Below are 19301 nucleotides of genomic sequence, written 5' to 3'. Positions count from 1 at the left end.
TACCAGAGCACCACAGGGACGCCTGGTATTCCGGTGCACGAGCCGTTCAGAGGGCTATTTGGCGTACATCAGGGTGCCGAAGCCGAGCTGGTCGAAGCCTCCGCTCGTAGTCCCGTAGTCCCCACCGCCGCCCTCGGGGGCGACGGCGGCGTAGATCTGGGCGATGTACTTGTCGTCGAGGCCGAGCCTGCGGTTGTAGTGGAAGTGCAGCTGCGCCCAGACCGGGCGGGCCTGGCCCCGGGCTGTCGCGGAGACGACGGTCTGGGACTGCTGGGAGCAGTTCTGCCCCGTACCCCAGGTGTACGTCGTGAAGGGGACGTCGAGGCCGAGGTTGTACTTGGCGACGTACTGCGCGGCCTTGAAGAACCGCCGGTCGTCGTACGAGTAGAGGTCGTCGCCCTGGTTCCAGGCCATCTCGCAGATCGCGCCCATCTGGCCCATGCCCATGACGGTGTGGCCCTGGTCGCGCCCTGACTCCTGCCACTGGCCGAGCGCGTAGCCGTCGGAGTCGGTGTGGAGGAACGGCACGGCGTTCTTGATGGAGCCGTTGCCCGCGCCGGACTTGAAGTAGGTGACGGCCTGGTCGTACTTGGCCGCGTCGTCGTTGAGGATGCCGATGGCCATGACGGAGCCCATGGTGCAAAGGTCCCAGTTGGCCCAGTAGTTGGTGATGCAGGCGTCGTTGTGGCCGGTCAGGAACTGGTTGTTGAGCGGGTAGAAGACCCTGGCCAGCATCTCCTGGGCGGCGGCGAGGTCGAACCCCGAGTAGCCGCGCATGAGTTCGCAGGCGTTGGCGAACTCCCAGCCGTAGATACCGGCGGCGAGGAAGCGGTCCGCGTTGCCGGTGACCGAAGTCAGCGTCCTCGACCAGGCGTTGAGGATGTTCGCGGCGCAGACCGCGTTGGCCTCGGTGCCGGCGACCTTCCAGCGCAGGGCGTTCTGGTAGGCGGCGGCGATGTCGTTGTACAGCTGGGGGTAGTTCTCGCCGGTGCCGCCGCGGACGATGGTCGCGGTGGCCCGGTTCGTCCAGGTGGAGGCGGAGTGGGAGTTGGCGGTCAGCCTGTTCCAGCCCGCCAGCCAGGGGTCGGTGCCCGCGGCGACGCGGACCTTGGCGCGGTTGATGTCACCGGCGTTGTGGAGCATGCCGGGGTGGGTGAAGGTCGCCGGGGCGGCATCCGCGGTGGTGGGGGTCAGCGCGGAGGCCGCTCCGCCGAGCGCGAGGGCGGCGCCCAGGCCGCCCGCCGATTTCAACAGGGTGCGGCGGCTGGGGAGTTGGGGAGTGCGGCTCATGGGGGTGGGGCTCCCGTCTAGTCGGAGGTGATGATCACCTCGGTGAACCGTGCCGTGGCGAGGGCGAGTTGGTTGCGCGAGCAGACCACCAGGCCCACGTGGTAGGGGGCGTCACCGAAGAGCGGGACCGTGCCCTCGGCGAGGGTGGTCCAGGTGGCGCCGTCGTCGGTGGAGATCGCTGCGGCGAAAGCGGTTCCCGTGCGCTTCAGCCGGAGCAGGGTGGGGAGTTGGACGGCCGTGGTGCCGGTGAACGCGGAGGCTCCGGCGGCCGTCGGGCGCAGCATGAGCTGCGCGGTGCTCCCGCCGGTCACGACGATCCCGGCGGCGAGGTCGAAGGGGTTCGAGGACTTGGCCATCAGCAGCCCGACCCGGTCGGCGGTGGCGCCCTCCCGGGACAGCAGCCGCGCGGTGACCGTGCAGTCCCCGCTGACCCTCTGCCGTACGAACTGGCCTGTCATCCCTTGGTTGTTGGCGCTGAGGTCGACTCCCGCGCCGTGTACGGTGAAGGTGTCGTCGGCGTACGTGGTGCTGCCGGGCGTGAGGATCGCGACGACCCCGAGGGTGCCGAACGCGGACCGGTCGGTGACGGGGTCCCCGAGGTCGGCGGCGGTCCAGGGGGCGGGGACCTGGCTCGGTGGAACCTGCACGACCGGTGCGGGAGCAGCCGCGACGTCAGCCGCCACAGACGCCGAACACGGCCCGGTTCCAGTTGAGTTGGTCTTGGCGACGGCGTAGCGGTACGTCGTCCCGGTGTCTGCGGTCGGGTCGGTCCAGCGGATGCGGGTGCCGAAGCCGACCGGGCCGACGTCGGTGGCGACGGCCCGGAAGGGGCCGCGCGGACTCGGTGCGCGCAGGACGGTGTACCGGGCGGACAGGTCGGGGTCGGTCCAAGTCAGGCCGTCGGGGCCGGACTTGAGGTCGGTGGCGGTACGGGTGGGGCGCGGGGTCCGCCAGACGGTTCCGGCGCTGTCCGTGACGGTGACGTTGTCGAAGGCGCCGGTCCCGGTCTCGGCGTACGGCTCGTCGACGCCCAGGCAGGAGGTGAGGGTGAGTCCCGCGTGGACGGTACGGCCCAACTCGACGTCCGTGGAGCCGACTTCGGTCCAGTGGACGCCGTCGGGGGAGATCGCGCCGGTGCAGCGGCGGCCCTTGCGGGTCACCCGTACCCAGTAGGGGGCGCGCAGCCGGTATCCGTCGCCCGCGCCTTCGACGTACGGCGCTTCGAGCGGGGTCGCCGACTCGGGGAGCGTGCCGAGGCTGGAGATGGGGAAGGCGGCGCGGGTGGTGATCGCCTCCTGCTGGGTGGGGGGAACGGGTGTGGAACCGGTTGCTGAAACGGCGGAGCCCTGGGCGGGGCGTACGCTCCACACCCCGCTCCAGGTGTGCAGCGGCAGCCCCTGGATCAGCATCGCGGCGTGGGCAGCGTCGGGGTCGGCGGAGCTGCGCAGCGTGACGCCGATCTTGGAGTACTGCGAGCTGAGCGGCCAGACGATCCGCGCGGTCACCGATCCGTCGCCGCGCAGCGGGAGTTGGGCGAACTGGTACGTGTCGGCGGTCCCCGACGCCTCCAGCACGAACCGCTCTCCGTCGTACGCGGTCGAGCCGGGGATCTTCACCGCCCCGACGTCCCCGCTCGTCCAGGGCCCGGGCAGCCCGGCGTTGGCGCCGACGGCCACCGAACTCCCGCTCGTCCCCAGGTCGTTGGAGGCGCTGACGGTGTAGTGGTACGCCCGTCCGGGCCGGACGGCGGTGTCGGTGTACGCCGGTGCGGTCACGCCGGTCGCGAGCACCGTGTAGGGGCCGGCGGGGTGGGTGGCGCGCCGGATTGTGTAACCGCTTGCAGCAACAGAGGGCAGCCAGGCCAGCTCGACCACGCGCTCCTCCCCCACCACCGTGAGTCCGGCCGGAGGCGCCGGAACCGTCGGCGCGGGGGCCGTCGTACCGGCGTAGGCGAAGGTCCCCCAGCTCGGGAGGTCGTCGTTGCTGCCCTCGACCAGACGGGTACCGTTAGCGCCCCGGAAAACGGCTGCCTGAATGTCGGGCGCCTCGATGCCGCGTACGCCCTTGTAGTGCGCGAGGTACATCTCGTAGATCGGCGGCAGGTTGCCCCGGCCGATCGCGGAGACCGTCTGCTTGACGTACTTGCCGGTGCGGTCGAGGTCGGGGGTGAAGGGGACGTCGCCGCCGAGGTTGTAGCGCGCCGCGTACTCGGCGCCCGCCAGAATGCGGTTGCCGTCGAAGGACCAGAGGTCGACGCCCTGGTTCCAGGCCACCTGTGCGATGTCGCCCATCAGGCCGACGGCGAGTTGCTCGTGGCCCTGGTCTCGGCCCGACTCCTGGCCCTGGCCGTCCGGTCGGACGACGCGATGGGCGACGCTCCCGTTGCCCGCGCCGGCCGCCGCGAAGCGCAGGGCGTCCTCGACGAGGGTCGGCTCGTCGCAGAACACCCCGATGGCCAGGATCGTTTGAATGGCCGTCAGATCCCAGTTGCCGTTGGCGTACAGCATGTAGCCGGAGACCGCCGGGTACCAGACGTCGAGGAACGACCGTTCGCAGCGCGCCATTTCAGCCTCGGTCCAGCCGTCGTAGCCGGTGTGGCGCAGGAGTTCGGCGGCGTTCGCGAACTTGAAGCCCTGGAGCCCGGCGCCGAGCGGGCCGTCGGCGCCGGTGACGACGGTCAGCGAGGCCGACCAGGCGTTGAGGATGTCGCGGGCCTTGTCGGCATTGGCGCGGTTGCCGGTGACCGCCCACAGGAGGGCGTTCTGATAGGCGGCGGCCGAGTCGGCGACGGCCTGGTTCTGGAAGTTGGTGGGGCCCCGGCCCCAGGAGGTGATCTGGCCGGTGTTCTGGACGGCGTACGTGCTCTGCGAGCGGGCGTGCGCGGCGAGCGCCAAGTAGCCGTCGTACACCGGGGATCGCTTCGCTCCGACGGCGGCCTTCATGCGGGCCAGGTCGTCGGCGGTGTGCAGGAGCCCGGGGTGGGCGATCTGCGAACCGCCTTGCGGTGTACGGGTGTTGGCGCTCGCCGCCGGGACGGTCAGGGTGCTCGTCCCGGCGGCGAGGAACAGGGCTGCGGACGAACTCAGCAGTCCGCGGCGGCTGATGGGACTCACCGGGCGGCCTGCGCTTCCGCGGTGGTGATGAACTTCAGGTTGATGACGTGCTCGTTGGCGAACCACTGCATGACGTCGGTGGTGTAGTACCAGCCCGGCTTCTTCATGGAGTCCGCGATGGTCTGGCCGTTGATCACCAGGTTCTCGAACGTCACGTTCCTCACCGCGTGTTCGGCGTCGTAGCCGAGGAACAGGGACGGCTTGGCGTTGGTGCCGGTGTAGGTGAGGTTCTTGATGTAGACGTTCTCGATGCCCCGGCCGACGGACGTGTTGTACTTCGTGTTGTACATGACCTTCATGTAGATGACCTGGCCCCAGCGGAAGTTCTCGATCCGGATGTCCTCGGCGCGGACGCCCCGGATCAGGTTGGAGTCACCGGGGTTGAGGGCGATGCAGCCCTGGTAGTTCATCTGCGGTTCGCGGTGGTCGCAGATGTCGATGTTCTGGAAGTGCAGGTTCTCGATGACCTCGGGGTTGTCGGTGTTGCCGTGCGTGCCGACGTTGATGGGGTGGGCGACGTCGGCCCAGAGGGTCGCGTTCTTCACGGTGACGTTGCGGGTGTCGCCGTAGTAGTTCCAGCGGTGCGTGTAAATGGCGATGCAGTCATCGGAGTTGCGCATGAAGACGCCGTCGATGACGACGTTCTCGCTGCAGAAGACGTCGATGCCGTCGCCCCAGCCCTTCGAACTGAACGAGCGCAGGCCCTTGATGTGGACGTTCTTGCTGTTGCCGAGCTGGGTGGCGTACCCGTTCGGGTTCAGCATCGTGACGCCCTCGACGCGGATGTTCTCGCTGTTCTCGACCAACGCCCCGCCCCCGGACGTCGAGTTGATGAACCCGCGCCCGGTCAGGCGGGCGTTCTTCACGCTCTGGAAGAGGACGGTCGCGGTGAGGACGGCGCCGCCGTCGAGGTACACGGTCTGGCCCTCGGCGACCTTCAGGGTGCCGTCGGAGGTGGTGTGTACGCCGGGGCCGAAGTAAATGACGTCCGGGTCACCGGACTTGGGGGCGTGCGGGTCGGGGCAGCCGGTGAGGACGTGCAGGGTGTCGAAGACGTCGTCGTTGATCTGGACGACGACGTTGCGCGGCTCGTCGAGGGTGAACCGCAGGGTGTCGCCGAGGAGTTCGGGTGTGATGCCGTACGAGTCGGGTCGCACGCGGGCCTTGGTGGTGCCGCCCTTGAGGTAGGTCACCTCGATCTCGACGGGGCCGTGGAAGTCGAAGGAGACCAGGGAGGAGTTGTAGACCTTGCCGGAGCCGGTGGCCGCGTTGATCTCGCCGAGCTGGGGGCGCCAGATGTCGAGGGTCTGCCAGTCGCCGTCGGGGGCGGTGCGGACGCGGACCTTGTAGCCGGCGTTGGTCGGCATGGACGCGGGGCGGGGGTAAGTAACCAGCGTCGGCGCGGAGTTGTCAGTCCCGGAGGCGTTCGCCTCGCCGGCCGTCACACTGGTGAGCCCGGCGGCGAGGGTGGCGGCACCGGCTGCCTGGAGGGCGGTGCGGCGGGAGAGGGGCGTATTCATGCGGGGGCTCCTTGGGAGAAGGCAGGCTGGTCACCGCTTTCGACGCCAGGCGGCGAACCAGCCGTACAGACAAGGGAGTTACTTGAGTCCCGACGTCGACATCCCCGCGACGAAGCCGCGTTGGGCGACGAGGAACACCAGCAGGATCGGCACGACGTACATCACCGAGGCGGCGGCCTGGAGTTCGGGGACCGGCGCTCCCGAGTCGTTGACGTACGTCGTCATCACGGCGACCGCGAGGGTGGTCCGGTCGGTGGAGAGCAGGAGTTGGGGTGCGATGTAGTCGCCCCACGTCCAGGTGAACGCGATGATGAAGCTCGCGGACAGGACGGGCCAGGACTGCGGGAGGAAGATCCGCCAGAAGATCCCCGCGTACCCGGCGCCGTCGATGATCGCGGCCTCCTCCAGTTCGCGTGGCAGCCCCGCGAAGAACTGCCGGAACAGGAAGACGAGATAGGGCGCGGCGGACAGTCCCCACAGGACCCACGGCCAGTACGTGTCGACCATGCCGAGCTTGGCGAAGATGAGGTACGTCGGCAGCAGGGTGATCATCTGCGGCAGCATCATCGAGCCGATGAGGATGCCGAACAGGGTCTTCTTTCCCGGTGCGTCGAGCCGCGCGAACCCGAAGCCGACCCAGGCCGAGCTGAGGGTGACGAGGGTGGCGTAAATCAGCGCGATGATCAGGGAGTTGCGGGCGTAGCCGAGGAAATCGATCTGGGTGAACGCGTCGGCGAAGTTGTGCCACTGGAAGTGGTCCGGCAGCCAGTGGACCGGTGAGGCCGCCAACTCCCCTTGTGTTTTCAGGCCGGTGAGGACGAGCCAGCCGAACGGGCCGAGGAACAGGCCGGTGAGGGCGACGAGTCCGGTGTAGAGGGCGAGGCGGCCCATGCGGACGCGGACGGTCGTGGTCACTTCTTCGCCTCCGGGCCGACGTTGTAGAAGACCGCGCCGGACGTGAACCTGAAGAGCAGGCCCGTCACGGCGAGGATGATGACGAAGAGCACCCACAGCAGCGCGGAGGCGTAGCCGTACCGGCCGAGCGCGAAGTACTGCGCGAACACGTGCATCATGTACAGGTAGTTGGACTGCGGGACGGTCGTGATCCCGCTGGTGTCGCCGAGCGGCGCGAGCAGCAGCGGCATGATGGTCTGCACCGAGGCGATCATCCCGGTGACGGTCTGGAAGAGCAGGACGGGCGACAGCAGCGGGACGGTGATGCTGCGGAACGTCCGCCAGGCGCTCGCCCCGTCGAGTTCGGCCGCCTCGTGGAGTTCGCGGGGTACGTCCTGGAGCCCCGCCAGCGAGATGATCATGATGTTGCCGGCGGTCCACAGCACGGTCATCAGCAGCACGTACCGCGCGTACGGGTCGGCGAGCCAGCCCACGGCGTCGATGCCGAAGAAGGTCAACACCCCGTTGGTGGCACCGGAGTTCTGGTCGAACAGCGCCTTGAAGGCGAGTCCCGCGCCGACCGGCGGCACGACCGCCGGCAGGTAGATGAGCGTCCGGAACAACCCCCGTGCTTTCAAGGGCCTGTTGAGCAGGACGGCGAGTCCGAGTCCGGCGGCGATGGACAGCGGTACGGACGTCACGGCGAAGAGTCCGGACCGGCCGAGGGCGTGCCAGGTCACCGGATCGTGCAGCAGTTCGCGGTAGTTGGCGAGGCCGACGAACGTCCAGTGCGGCGAGATCCCGTCGAACGTGGTGAAGCTGAGCCAGAGCGCGTACCCCATCGGGATCACGGTCAGCAGCACGAAGCCGATGATCCAGGGGGAGGTGAACAGGTAGAACGCGCGGTGGCGGCGGGCGGCCATGGTGGTGCCGCGCTTCCCCCGGGCGGGCGGCGTCCCGGTCCGTGCCGGTGTCGCCGTCATCTGATCGACCGTCATCCCACTTGCTCCTTACCGCGCTTGAGCTGTTCGTTGACGACGTCGTTCAGTTGTCCGGCGAGTCTGTCGACGGAGATCCCGCCGTTCATCGCCGCCGGGGCGGCCTGGTTGAAGAGCGCGTCGAGCGCGTCGGCCCGCGTGTACGGGGTGAAGGAGACGACCGAGTAATGCTTGAGTTCGTTCTCCTGCACCTTCAACGTCCGTTGCTGATATGTCTCTTGATGGGGCATCAGGGCGCGCAGAGACTTGAGGGTCGGGATGCCCCAGCCTCCGGCGGCGCGTTCCTTGGCGGGTTCCTCGCCGAAGAACCACTCGAAGACCCGCCAGGCGGCGTCCTTGTTCTTCGCCTTCTTCGGCATCCACAGTCCGGTGCCGCCCTGGCAGGCGCTGATGCGGGGGCCGCCGGCGAAGACGGGTGCGGGGGCGAGCCGGGAGACGGCGGCGAGTTTCGGATCGGTGCCGATCATCCCGCCCAGCCAGTAACCGGAGTTGGACATCGCCATGCGTCCGGCCTGGTAGGTGGGTCCGTCCCAGCCGTTGGGGTCGGGCTGGATCAGGCTCGGTCCGACCTTGGTGTGGCAGTAGTCGATGTACCAGGCGAGCGCCTTGCGCGCTTCGGGGGTGGTGAAGTCGACGCGGGAGAAGTCGTCGTCGAAGAGGCTGCCGCCCGCCGAGGCCGTCATCGTCGCGAGCAGCGTCGAGCGGGTGAGGCCCGCGTAGCTGCCGCCGAAGACGATGGTCTGCCCCCGCTTGCGCTGGACGAGACGGCGCGCGTCCTCCTGCCACTGCTCGAAGGTGACCGGCTCGGTCTCCGACGGGTAGGTGATCCCCGCCTTGTCGAAGACGGCGGTGTTGTACCAGTACATGGAGTCCTGGGAGAAGTCCTTCGCCATGCCGTAGCGCGGCCCCTTGCCCTGCGTGCGGCCGTCGAAGCGCCACAGGTCGTTCACCGGGTCGAGGTCGGCGGCCCTGAGGACGGTGGAGCGCGCGAAGTACGGGTCGAGGTTCTCGGCGGTGTCGCGCGCCGCGAAGTACGCGGCGTCCACCGCGCCCACGCCGCGCACCAGGTCGGGCGGGTTTCCGCTGGTCAGCATCGCGATCAGCTTGGTGATGTCCCACTTGACCAGCTCGACGGAGATCCCGAGCTTGTTCTTCGCCTGCCTGACCTGGTCCGGGGTGATGTCACCCGGCGAGACCATCATCGTGATGGACTCTCCCCCGCCGCCGACCGAGCCGGAGACCGGGAGCGCGCACCCGTTCAGCGCCGCCGCACCGGCCACGGCCCCGCCGGCCGACAGCGCGAGGAACCTGCGGCGGCTGGGAGGGGCACCGGCGTGGGAACGCATGGGGTCTCGCCTTCTTGAGAGCTGCTGGGATACGGGCATGACAACGACCCGCCCGAGTAACGCGTAGCAACCGGTTGCTACGACCGAGTGCGCTGAGCTTCTGCCGCCTCAAGGGACCCGTCAAGAGTTTGCGCACGTTTTCGAAAACTCTGTGCACGTACCCAGCCACCCCGAAAGGCCCGCCCAACAGGCCGCCGGAACAGCCCGGACACGGCCCTGAGCTGCACGGACACCGACCACGCGAACCACCCGGGAGCAGCACTCCCACCCGCCCCGTCCCCCGGATCCACACAAACCGTCCGGCCGCGCCGACCACAACCGGTTGTGACGACACAGTCCTCCTCACGCACACCCGGTCCACCCGCCCCGAGCGGCCCGCGCGACCCCAACACCCCGGTAACAGCGGGAAATTGGCAGCTCAACCCCAACGCAGGACCGAACGGGACTGATCCGCTCCGACTGATTGACCATGGCTCGGCCACAGATTTACGGTAGAAGACGCTTTCAGTAAACGTTTCCCGTACTCGTCCCCACTCGCCCCCAGGAGAGTCATGCCCAGCGCCCCGCTGCCCAGGGCCGTGTTCGCCATGGATCCGGTGCACCTCCCGCTGCTGTTCCCCGAGCCCGTGCTGGAGCGGCTGCGCCGGACCGCCGACATCGACCCCGCGCTCGTCGTCCAGGACCTCACCGACCCGGCGGCGGTCTCCGCGCTGGCGGATGCCGAGATCCTGATCACCGGCTGGGGCTGCCCGCACCTCGACGCCGAGGCCCTGGCCGCCGCCCCGAAGCTGCGCGCCGTGCTGCACGCGGCGGGCTCGGTGCGTTCCCTGGTCGGGGACGCCCTGTGGGCGCGCGGGGTGAGCGTCTCCAGCGCGGTCACCGCCAACGCCGTACCCGTCGCCGAGTACACGCTCGCGATGATCCTGCTCGCCGGGAAGGACTTCTTCTCCCTGCGCGAGACCTACCGCCGTACGCACGCGCAGCCGACGCCCGCCGAGACCGCGCCGATCGGCAATCTGGGCCGCCGGATCGGGGTGATCGGCGCGTCCCGGGTGGGGCGCAGGCTGCTGGAGCTGCTGCGGCCGTTCGACTTCGAGGTGCTGCTGCACGACCCGTACGTCGACTCCGGCGAGGCAAAGAAGCTCGGTGCCCGCCTGATGTCGCTGGAGGAGCTGCTGACGCGCAGCGACATCGTCAGCCTGCACGCGCCGGACATCCCGGAGACGCACCACATGCTGGACCGCGCGCGCCTGTCGCTGATCCCCGACGGCGGGGTCCTGATCAACACTTCCCGGGGCGCGCTGGTCGACCACGCGGCGCTCACGGACGAGGTGGTGACGGGCCGGCTCAGCGCGATCCTCGACGTCACCGAACCCGAGCCGCTGCCCGCCGGCTCGCCGCTCTACACGCTGCCGAACGTGATCCTCACCCCGCACATCGCCGGTTCGCTCGGTAACGAGCTGCGACGGCTCGGCGAGATCGTCGTGACGGAGGCCGAGCGGCTCACGGACGGGCTCCCGCTGGCCCACGAGGTCCGGCACGCGGATCTCGCCAGGAGCGCCTAAACCCCTTCTGAACTGGGAAAATAAAAGTTATCCACAGGCTCCGACGGGCTTCCGGCAGCCGGGATACCTTTTCGTCACCGGCTTCGGACGACCGTGGCGAAGAGGTCGTCCGAAGCCGGCGCAACCCCCCATGACTGGAAGGAGGCGTGACGGTGAGTGAGCGGAAGTCGGGCGTCAAGAAGGCCGGCAGGTCCCAGCGCAGGGTGACGATAAAGGACGTGGCGAAGGAGGCACAGGTCTCGGTCGCGACCGTCTCCCGGGTGCTGAGCGTGAGCAACTACCCGGTGACCGCCGGCACCCGCAGCCGCGTGATGAAGGTGGTCCGGGACCTGGACTACGTGACGAACGCGCACGCGAGATCGCTGGCGGGCGGCGGTACGCCGACGGTGGCGATCCTCATGAACAACATCACCGGCGCCGCGTTCGCGCACGTCGCCAAGGGCGTCGAGGGCGCGGCGACGCTGCGCGGCTGGCTCTCCCTGGTCGGCACGACCGGCGACGACCCCGAGCGGGAGCTGGCGCTGGTCAACATGATGCGCCAACAGGGCGTGGCGGCCGTGGTGTTGCTCGGCGGGGCCTACGACCGCACGGAGTACCAGACGAGGATGGCCCGCTTCGCGCGCTCGCTGGACGCGGCGGGTTCGCATCTGGTCCTGGTCGGCAGGCCGCCGCTGGAGGGCGACGTCCCGGCGACGACGGTGGACTACGACAACGAGGCGGGCGCCTACGCCATGGCCAGCCACGTCCTGTCGGCCGGTCACCGCAAGGTCCTGGTGCTGCCGGGGCCGTCCGGGCTGACCACCGCCCAGGGCAGGCTGGCGGGCGCGCGGCGGGCGTTCGAGGCCTACGGGGTGCCGTTCGACCCGCGGCTCGTGCGGCGCGGTTCGTACGACTACGAGCACGGGTACGCGGCGGTCCGGCAGGCGCTCGCGCGGACCCCGGGCTTCACGGCGGTCCTCGCGGGGACGGACGTGGTGGCGGCGGGCGCGATGCAGGCGCTCAGGTCGGTGGGCCTGCGGGTGCCGGACGACGTGTCGGTGGCGGGGTACGACGACATCCCGCTGGCCTCCCAGCTGACGCCCGGACTGACGACGGTGCACGTGCCGTACGAGGAGATGGGCCGGGTGGCGCTGCGGGCGGTCGCCGACCGCAGGGCCGGGCTGGACCTCGCCGGTTCCGGGGCGTCCGGGGAGCGCAGGGCGGCGGAGGCCGAGCACCTGGTCCTGGGCACCCACGTCGTCGTACGGGACTCGGTGCGGCCACCCCGGCTGCTGCGGTAACTCACCCTCCGTACGCCCGAGTTGAGGGTCCCGGCGCCGCTGCCGCACGGCCGGCCGCACTCCCCGACAGGGCGCGTAAACGGTTACTGGATTTCGGGCCGATTCGCCCAAGATTTTCTCGCACGCCTCTTGATAATGCCGATCCCGTCGGCCTAACGTCACAGCAACCGGTTACTACATCTTCCGCTTGAGCCGGCCCGACGCCGCATCTCCCCGCCGTCCGGCCGCCGCCTACGGCCAGTACCGAGCCGCCGCTCTCGCCTCGTCGAGACGCCTACTTCCCGAAGGATCACGGTCAGATGAATGCCATCAGCCCCCGCAGAAGGATCGCCCGCGCAGCCGCAGCGGGAATCGCGCTGACAGGTCTGCTCGCCGCCTGCGGCGGTTCGGGCGACGACGACGGCGGTTCCTCGGCGTCGGGCCCGGTCACCCTCCCCTACTGGGGCTGGGCGAACGGGCAGGAGGCGGTCGTCAAGGCGTTCAACGCGTCCCACAAGGACGTGCAGCTCAAGTACACGAAGGTCACCGACCAGCTGACGATGCAGAAGCAGCTGACGAACGCGGTGAAGGCGGGCAACGCCCCGTGCCTGGTGCAGAACACCGCCGAATACGTGACGACGTGGGTCTCGCAGGGCGCGCTGGCCGACGTCTCGCAGTACGTCGCTTCCAGCAAGGAGAAGTTCAACGCCGGTTCGTGGGCGAGCGCGCAGGTGCAGGGCAAGTTCTACGGCGTGCCGACCAGTTCCTCGCCGAACTTCACGATCTACCGGGCGGACGTCTTCCAGAAGTACGGCATCAAGGCGCCGACGACGTGGGACGAGTTCGTCGCGGCCGGCAAGGAGCTGAAGAAGCACGACGTCAAGATCACGAACTACGCGGGTGAGGACCCCTCCACGCTGGAGGTGCTCGCGATGCAGGCGGGCGCGCACTGGTACGCGATCGACGGCAACGCGTGGAAGGTCGACTTCCAGGACGCGGGCACGCTGAAGGCCGCGAAGGTGATCCAGGACATCATCGACAACGACCTCAACTCGACGCTCTCGTTCGCCGACTACGCGGCCGTACAGCGCAACTACGACAACGGCGGCACGGTCACCCGCCAGATCTCGACCTGGCAGATGGCCGGCATGGTGCAGAACTTCACCAAGTCGTTCGGCCAGTGGGCGCTGGCGCCGTGGCCGGCGTTCGCGGGCGAGGCCGCGAAGACCCCGGCGGGCACGAATCTGACGGGCAGCGTCACGTTGGTGACGAAGGACTGCAAGCAGCGGAAGCAGGCCGCCGAGGCCGCGCTGTGGATGTCCACGGACCCGGGCGCGGTCAAGACGATGGCGAGCCCCGAGACGGGCAACGGCGTGATGCCGGCGCTCGCCGACACCGGCTCGTACATCGACGAGTCGATCTCCCAGAAGCTGCTGGGCGCGCACTACGAACCGGCGAAGAAGGTCGTCGGCGACAGCCTGAACACGGTGACGACGGACTGGACGTTCGGCCCGGACTGGACGGCCATGTTCAGTGAGCTGCAAGCCGGTTGGGCCAAGGTGGTCAGCAAGCAGCAGAAGGTCACCGACCTGCTGGCGCACATGCAGAAGTGGACGGTCGACGACCTCACGTCCCGCGGCATCACCGTGAAGGGCTGAGGGAGCTTCCGATGATCCGCTCCCAGCGCTGGAAGGGTGCCGCGTTCACGGTGCCCTTCCAGCTCGGCTTCGTCTTTCTGTATCTGCTTCCGATCGGCTACGCGGTCTACCAGTCGCTGTACAAGGTCCAGCAGTCCGGGCTCGGCCTCGGCGGCTCGACGGAGAAGTTCACCGGCCTCGACAACTACCGCGAGGGCTTCACCGACTCGGCGTTCATGGGCTCGGTGCTGCGGGTCGTGGTCTTCGCCTGTGTGCAGATCCCGGTGATGCTGCTGGTCAGCTTGGTCCTCGCGCTCCTGCTCGACGCGGTGACCTCGCGCGCGGCGAGCCGGTTCCGGATCCTGCTGCTCGTGCCGTACATGATCCCGGGGGTCGTCGCGGCGATCGTGTGGATCAACCTGTACAGCCCGGACGTCGGTCCGCTGACGGCGATCGGGGACGTGTTCGGGTTCCACTGGAACTTCTTCGCGCCGTCGATGGTGTGGCCGTCCATCGGCAACCTGCTGACCTGGCACGGCATCGGCTACAACATGGTGATCATCTACTCGGCGCTCCAGGCGGTCCCGCGCGAGCTGTTCGAGGCGGCCCGGCTGGACGGCGCCTCCGAGCTCAGGATCGCCCGCAGCATCAAAGTGCCGTACGTCCGGGGCGCGTTGGTGCTGACCGGGCTGCTGTCGATCATCCAGATGCTCCAGATCTTCAACGAGCCCGCGCTGTTTCGGAACGTCACCCCGCAGACGGTCGACGACAGCTTCACGCCGATCATGATCATCTACAACCAGGCGTTCAACGCGGGCAACTACCACTACGCCGCCGCCCTTTCGGTGCTCCTCGCGCTGATCCTGGGCCTCGCCTCCTTCGTCTTCTACCGGCTGACATCGAGGGAGGCCGACTGATGACCCTGACCGAAGACCGCGCGCCGAAAGCGGCGGTCCGCCGACTCACGAAGCCCGATCCGCGCTCCCGTTCGCGCGGCGGCCAGCGGTTCCTGCTCGTCGGGCTCGCGCTCGCAAGCGTTTACAGCCTGTTCCCGGTGTGGTGGCTGATCGTCGCGGCCACCAAGGACCGTACGGGCCTCTACCAGTCCAACGGCCTCTGGTTCTCCGGCTGGCACCTCTGGGACAACCTGCACCAGCTGTTCACCTACGAGGACGGCATCTTCCTGCGCTGGACCGCCAACTCCCTGCTGTACGCGGGCGTCGGCTCCCTCGGCGGCACGCTGATCGCCCTCGCGACCGGGTACGGCCTCGCGCGCTTCGACTTCCCCGGGCGGGGCCTCGTCTTCGCGTCCGTCGTCGGCTCGTTCCTCATCCCGATCGCGCTGCTGACGCTCCCGCTGTACCTGCTGTTCTCCGAGATCGGCATGGTCGACACGCCCTGGGCGATGCTCATCCCCTGCCTGATCAACCCGTTCAGCGTGTACCTCGCGAAGGTCTACACCGAGTCGACGATTCCGTACGAACTCCTGGAGGCCGCGCGCCTCGACGGGGCGGGTGAGCTGCGGATCTTCTTCTCGATCGTGCTGCGCATGATGACGACCGGCGGCGCGACGGTGTTCCTGCTCGCGTTCGTCAACACGTGGAACTCCTTCTTCCTGCCGCTGACCGTGCTGCGCGGCGAGAACAACTGGACGCTGAACATCGGCCTCTACAACTGGTCAGGGAAACGGCTGGAGTCGGGGGTCGACCTGACGAGCCTCGTCCTCACGGGCGCGCTGCTGTCGATCGTGCCGATGGCGATCATGATGGTGGCGATGCGGCGGTACTGGCGGTCGGGTGTGACGCTGGGAGCGCTGAAGTGACGGGCGAGGAGCCCCAAGTGGCGGCCGGCGCTTCTCAAGTGACCTGCTTCGAGGGGACGTTGATCGCGGGGCGCCCCGAGGGGACCTCGGTCGCGCGCAACCCGGTGATCCGGGGCTTCGCCCCCGACCCCTCCCTCGTCCGCGCGGGCAACTGGTACTACGTCGCGACGAGTTCGTTCGAGTGGTTCCCGACGATCCCGATCCACCGCTCCCGCGACCTCGCGCACTGGGAGCACGCCGGTCACGTCGAAGGCGCCGTCCCCGGCAACTCCCTTGCGGGCGTGCCGGATTCGGCCGGCATCTGGGCGCCCTCGCTGAGCTGGGACGGCGAGTCGTTCTGGATGGTGTACGCGGTCGTCCGCTCGGTCGGCACGCCGTACTTCGACCTCGATACGTACGTCACGACCGCACCCGACGTCTCCGGCCCCTGGGCCGAGCCGCGCCGGGTGGCGAGTCACGGCTTCGACCCCGCCCTCTTCCACGAGGACGGGCAGCTGTGGCTGCTCAACCTCCAGAACGACCACCGCCCGGCCGGGAACCGCTTCTCGGGGATCGTCGCGACGGAACTGGACCGGGTGACGCTGAAGCCGCTCGGCGACACGCACCTGCTGCTCCAGCACGAACGGCTCGTCGAGGGGCCGAAGTTGCTGAAGCGGGACGGCTGGTACCACCTGGTGCTGGCCGAGGGGGGAACCGGTTTCGAGCACGGCGTCCTGACCGCGCGCAGCCGTTCACTGACGGGACCGTACGAACTGGCCGACCGCCCGCTGCTGACGTCCCGGGACGATCCGTCGGTGCCGCTGCAGAAGGCGGGGCACGCGGAGTTGGTGCGGACGGCCAGGGGTGAGTGGTTCCTCAGCCATCTGGTGGGGCGGCCGTTGGAGACGCCGGGGGGACCGCGCTGCACGCTGGGGCGGGAGACGGCGGTTCAGGCGGTGGAGTGGGACGAGGAGGGGTGGCCCCGGCTGAAGGGCGGGGGGTGGCATCCGGTAGAGGAGGTGGCGGTGCCGATGGTTTCCGCAACTCCGGGTTCCGGCACGGCAGTTGCCGAGGCGCCGGTTCCTGGCACGCCGGTTGCCGCAACTCCGGTTTCGGGCAAGCCAGTTGCCGCAACGTCGCTTCCGGGCGCGCCAGTTGCCGAGGCACCCGTTCCCGAAACTCCCGACGTCCCCTTTTCGGAAACTTCCTCCGAGCCAACCACCCTCCTGGGCTGGCCCTGGAGCACCCTCCGCGAACCCCCCAACCCCTCCTGGGCGGACGTCACTTCACGCCCGGGATGGATCCGCCTGCGTGGCCGCCAAGGTCCAGAGTCCCGCTGGTCCCAGAGCCTCCTCGCCCAACGCCTCACCGAACACCACGCCATGGCCCAAGTCACCGTCGAGGCAAGCCCGTCGACGTTCACGCAGGCCGCCGGCCTGATCCTGCGCTACGACGCGGAGGCGTACCTCAGCCTCGACCTCACCTGGTCGGAACCCCCGGGCGAGCGGCAGCGCGGCCAGCAGTGGCGCGGCGAGGGCCGTACCGTCCTGAGCCTGATCGACCGGGACGAGACGGGGGCGCATGAAGTCGCCGTGGTGGACGTCGACTTGAACGGGCCGGTCACGATCGGCGTCTCCGTGGAGGGGACGGAGGCACGGTTCTGGTACCTGCGCGACGACACGTACACCCCGGTCGGCCCGCCATTGGACGCGGGCCGCCTCTCGGACGACCACGGCGACAAACTGCGCTTCACGGGCACCCTCGTGGGCATTCACGCCCGCGATCTCGTCGACTCCTCGTTCACGGCGGACTTCCACGACTTCCGCCTTGAGTGCGAGGAGTTGCCCCGGAAATCCCGCTAATTCGCCTCAGAATCCCCTGAGCCTGTTCGGGGTTTCGAAAGTTCACGTCCGCGATTCCGGCCACGTGAACCCGTGACTCCCGGTGTCTTCCCGTCACGCTGCGGCGCCTCTAGGATAGCAAGCGCTTTCTGTCGGCCGGACGCTCGAAAACGGCCGAAACAGCGCTGGTCGAGCTTTCGCTGGCCCAACGGCGGGCCGGAGAGGTGGGTTCCTTATGGTCCGCACGGTGAGTCCGAACGTGACGGCCGGACCGACGCTGGCGGTCGTGGCACGCGAGGCCGGAGTGTCGGTCCCGACGGCCTCGAAGGTCGTCAACGGCCGCGAGGACGTGGCGCCGGACACCCGGCGCCGGGTCACCGAGGCGCTGGACCGGCTGGGGTACGTCCGCAGGCCCCGGTTCGACGCGTCGAAGCCGCCCCGGCTGGTGGACCTCGTCGTCCACTCCCTGGACAGCTCCTGGTCGGGCGCGGTGCTGCACGGCGTCGAACAGGCCGCGCACGAGGCGGGGTTGGACGTCGTCGTCTCGGCGGGCCTCGGCCGCAGCGTCCGGGGCGACCGTCCGCAGCGCGGCTGGCTCGACAAGCTGACGACGCGCGGTTCGGCCGGAGTCCTGTTCAACCTGGCCGAGTTGACGGACTCGCAGTACGCGTGGCTGGAGCAGCACCGCATCCCGTACGTGATGATCGACCCGGCGCACGAACCGCCGCCCGGCGCCGTGTCGGTGGGCGCGGCGAACTGGCAGGGCGGGGTGAGCGCGACGGAGCATCTGTTGGCGCTCGGGCACGAGCGGATCGCCGTCATCGCGGGGCGCCGCCGCAAGCAGTGCAGCAACGCCCGGGTGGCGGGCTACCGTTCGGCGCTCGCCGCTGCCGGTCTGCCGCAGCGGTCCGAGTACATCCGGTACGGCTCCTTCGAGGAGTCCACCGCCCGGCAGCGCATGCGCGAACTCCTCGACCTGCCCGAGCCGCCGACCGCCGTCTTCGTCTGCTCCGACCATATGGCCCTCGGTGTCTACGAGGCCCTGGCGGAACGCGGGTTGAGAGTCCCCGACGACATGAGCGTCGTCGGCTTCGACGACCTCCCCGAGTCCCGCTGGGCGAGCCCCGGCCTCACGACCGTCCGCCAGCCGCTCGGCGAGATGGCGGCGACTGCCTTGCGGCTGCTGGTGCGGATGATGGACGGGGAGCGGCCGGAGGGGACGCGTACGGAGCTGTCGACGCGGTTGGTCGTACGGGCGAGCACGGCGGCGCCCCGGGTACGGACGCACGCCTGACGTCCCGTCAACTTCCTTGCGCAGCCCAGGTGATGCCGCCTCGCAGGTGCGCCCGGAATGCCGGGTCGTCGTACGCTTCCTCGGCGTGGCCGAGGGCCGTGTAGAAGACTCGGCCCTCTCCTTGCGTGCGGGTCCAGGCCAGCGGATGGTCCTCGCCCATGCCGCCGCCCTCGTACGAGGACTCGTCGGCGGTCAGCAACACCCGTACCGAACCTCGGGGGTTGGTGCGGAAGTCGTACCACTCGTCGGTGAAGTCCCAGACCTGCGGCAGGTGTTGGGTGGCGGGATGACCGGCGTCCTCGACAACGGCCTTGCCGGGCTGGTAGTCGGGGTGGCGGTCGAAGCGGGCGCCGAGGAGGTCGCCGTAGTAGGGCCAGTCGTACTCGGTGGTGGCCGCCGCGTGCACTCCGACGAAGGCGCCGCCCGACTCGACGTACTCCTTGAGGAGTTCGCGGCCTTTCGGAGTGAGGACCTCGCCGCTGGTCGAGAGGAAGAGGACCGCCGCGTACCGCGTCAGCGGGGAGTCCAGGGCCGCCGGGTCCTCGGTGTGGTCGACCGTCCACTCCCCCATGACCTCGCGCAGGGCGTCGGCCGCGTACGGGATGGAGTCGTGGCGGTAGCCGGTGGTGCGGCTGTAGACGAGCAGACGTGGGGCCATGGGGTCGAGCCTATGCCGGGGGGTGGGCGGGTGCCGGGTTGGGCAGGGGTCTCGGGGCTACCCGAAAATTTCGTGGTAACCGGTT

14 protein-coding genes are annotated in these 19301 nt (G+C 69.2%); 7 read left to right on the top strand and 7 right to left on the bottom strand.

The genetic code is table 11. The features are described 5' to 3' along the window. Positions 1-54: 54 nt before the first annotated feature. From J8M50_RS37110 to J8M50_RS37085, 6 genes are all read right to left on the bottom strand, one after another. The gene (locus J8M50_RS37110; RefSeq protein ID WP_010351014.1) at positions 55-1290 is read right to left on the bottom strand and encodes an alginate lyase family protein; all 1236 of its coding nucleotides are present in this window, start codon (positions 1288-1290) and stop codon (positions 55-57) included. 17 nt (positions 1291-1307) lie between these two features. After that, entirely contained in the window at positions 1308-4403 is a 3096-nt protein-coding gene (locus tag J8M50_RS37105) for an alginate lyase family protein (protein ID WP_010351011.1), read from the bottom strand. Continuing rightward, complete coding sequence (locus J8M50_RS37100; protein WP_010351010.1) at positions 4400-5923, bottom strand: glycosyl hydrolase family 28 protein; 1524 nt, start codon at positions 5921-5923, stop codon at positions 4400-4402. The genes J8M50_RS37105 and J8M50_RS37100 overlap by 4 nt, the downstream gene beginning before the upstream one ends. A gap of 78 nt (positions 5924-6001) precedes the next feature. After that, positions 6002-6814, bottom strand: coding sequence for a carbohydrate ABC transporter permease (locus J8M50_RS37095; protein WP_050372281.1), 813 nt, complete (start codon positions 6812-6814; stop codon positions 6002-6004). 20 nt (positions 6815-6834) lie between these two features. Then, positions 6835-7815: a carbohydrate ABC transporter permease gene (locus J8M50_RS37090; RefSeq protein ID WP_010351008.1), complete on the bottom strand. Its 981-nt coding sequence runs from the start codon at positions 7813-7815 to the stop codon at positions 6835-6837. Beyond that, on the bottom strand, positions 7812-9161 hold the full coding sequence (locus J8M50_RS37085) for an extracellular solute-binding protein (protein WP_010351007.1): 1350 nt from the start codon (positions 9159-9161) through the stop codon (positions 7812-7814). Before J8M50_RS37085 ends, J8M50_RS37090 begins: the two co-directional genes overlap by 4 nt. 551 nt (positions 9162-9712) lie before the next feature. Here J8M50_RS37085 and J8M50_RS37080 point away from each other — a divergent pair. From J8M50_RS37080 to J8M50_RS37050, 7 genes are all read left to right on the top strand, one after another. Then, positions 9713-10726, top strand: coding sequence for a hydroxyacid dehydrogenase (locus tag J8M50_RS37080; protein WP_010351006.1), 1014 nt, complete (start codon positions 9713-9715; stop codon positions 10724-10726). A 152-nt stretch (positions 10727-10878) separates the two neighbouring features. Next, entirely contained in the window at positions 10879-12006 is a 1128-nt protein-coding gene (locus tag J8M50_RS37075) for a LacI family DNA-binding transcriptional regulator (RefSeq protein ID WP_010351005.1), read from the top strand. Positions 12007-12305: 299 nt separating this feature from the next. Beyond that, positions 12306-13643, top strand: coding sequence for an ABC transporter substrate-binding protein (locus tag J8M50_RS37070; RefSeq protein ID WP_010351004.1), 1338 nt, complete (start codon positions 12306-12308; stop codon positions 13641-13643). Positions 13644-13654: 11 nt separating this feature from the next. Further along, positions 13655-14539 carry a carbohydrate ABC transporter permease gene (locus J8M50_RS37065; protein ID WP_010351003.1) on the top strand — a complete coding sequence of 295 codons (885 nt, stop codon included), beginning with the start codon at positions 13655-13657 and terminating at the stop codon, positions 14537-14539. Then, positions 14539-15444, top strand: a complete 906-nt coding sequence (locus J8M50_RS37060) for a carbohydrate ABC transporter permease (protein WP_010351002.1) — start codon at positions 14539-14541, stop codon at positions 15442-15444. The genes J8M50_RS37065 and J8M50_RS37060 overlap by 1 nt, the downstream gene beginning before the upstream one ends. Before the next feature lie 38 nt (positions 15445-15482). Next, positions 15483-17285, top strand: coding sequence for a glycoside hydrolase family 43 protein (locus tag J8M50_RS37055; RefSeq protein ID WP_223786472.1), 1803 nt, complete (start codon positions 15483-15485; stop codon positions 17283-17285). A 214-nt stretch (positions 17286-17499) separates the two neighbouring features. Beyond that, a complete protein-coding gene (locus tag J8M50_RS37050; protein WP_010351000.1) occupies positions 17500-18558 on the top strand; it encodes a LacI family DNA-binding transcriptional regulator in 1059 nt (352 codons plus the stop codon). Between the two features lie 7 nt (positions 18559-18565). On the opposite strand, the gene J8M50_RS37045 is transcribed toward J8M50_RS37050, so the two are convergent. Continuing rightward, positions 18566-19216: a ThuA domain-containing protein gene (locus tag J8M50_RS37045; RefSeq protein ID WP_010350999.1), complete on the bottom strand. Its 651-nt coding sequence runs from the start codon at positions 19214-19216 to the stop codon at positions 18566-18568. Positions 19217-19301 lie beyond the last annotated feature (85 nt).

The sequence above is a fragment of the Streptomyces acidiscabies genome, from assembly GCF_020010905.1.
Lineage (GTDB): Bacteria > Actinomycetota > Actinomycetes > Streptomycetales > Streptomycetaceae > Streptomyces > Streptomyces acidiscabies.
Note: the sequence above shows the minus strand (reverse complement) of the source record. Positions and strands in the feature narration are given on the sequence as shown.

Coding starts and splice junctions, on each gene's coding strand:
- J8M50_RS37110 (WP_010351014.1), bottom strand. CDS start 1,290: ATGAGCCGCACTCCCCAACTCCCCAGCCGCCGCACCCTGTTGAAATCG.
- J8M50_RS37100 (WP_010351010.1), bottom strand. CDS start 5,923: ATGAATACGCCCCTCTCCCGCCGCACCGCCCTCCAGGCAGCCGGTGCC.
- J8M50_RS37095 (WP_050372281.1), bottom strand. CDS start 6,814: ATGGGCCGCCTCGCCCTCTACACCGGACTCGTCGCCCTCACCGGCCTG.
- J8M50_RS37090 (WP_010351008.1), bottom strand. CDS start 7,815: ATGACGGTCGATCAGATGACGGCGACACCGGCACGGACCGGGACGCCG.
- J8M50_RS37085 (WP_010351007.1), bottom strand. CDS start 9,161: ATGCGTTCCCACGCCGGTGCCCCTCCCAGCCGCCGCAGGTTCCTCGCG.
- J8M50_RS37080 (WP_010351006.1), top strand. CDS start 9,713: ATGCCCAGCGCCCCGCTGCCCAGGGCCGTGTTCGCCATGGATCCGGTG.
- J8M50_RS37070 (WP_010351004.1), top strand. CDS start 12,306: ATGAATGCCATCAGCCCCCGCAGAAGGATCGCCCGCGCAGCCGCAGCG.
- J8M50_RS37065 (WP_010351003.1), top strand. CDS start 13,655: ATGATCCGCTCCCAGCGCTGGAAGGGTGCCGCGTTCACGGTGCCCTTC.
- J8M50_RS37060 (WP_010351002.1), top strand. CDS start 14,539: ATGACCCTGACCGAAGACCGCGCGCCGAAAGCGGCGGTCCGCCGACTC.
- J8M50_RS37050 (WP_010351000.1), top strand. CDS start 17,500: ATGGTCCGCACGGTGAGTCCGAACGTGACGGCCGGACCGACGCTGGCG.
- J8M50_RS37045 (WP_010350999.1), bottom strand. CDS start 19,216: ATGGCCCCACGTCTGCTCGTCTACAGCCGCACCACCGGCTACCGCCAC.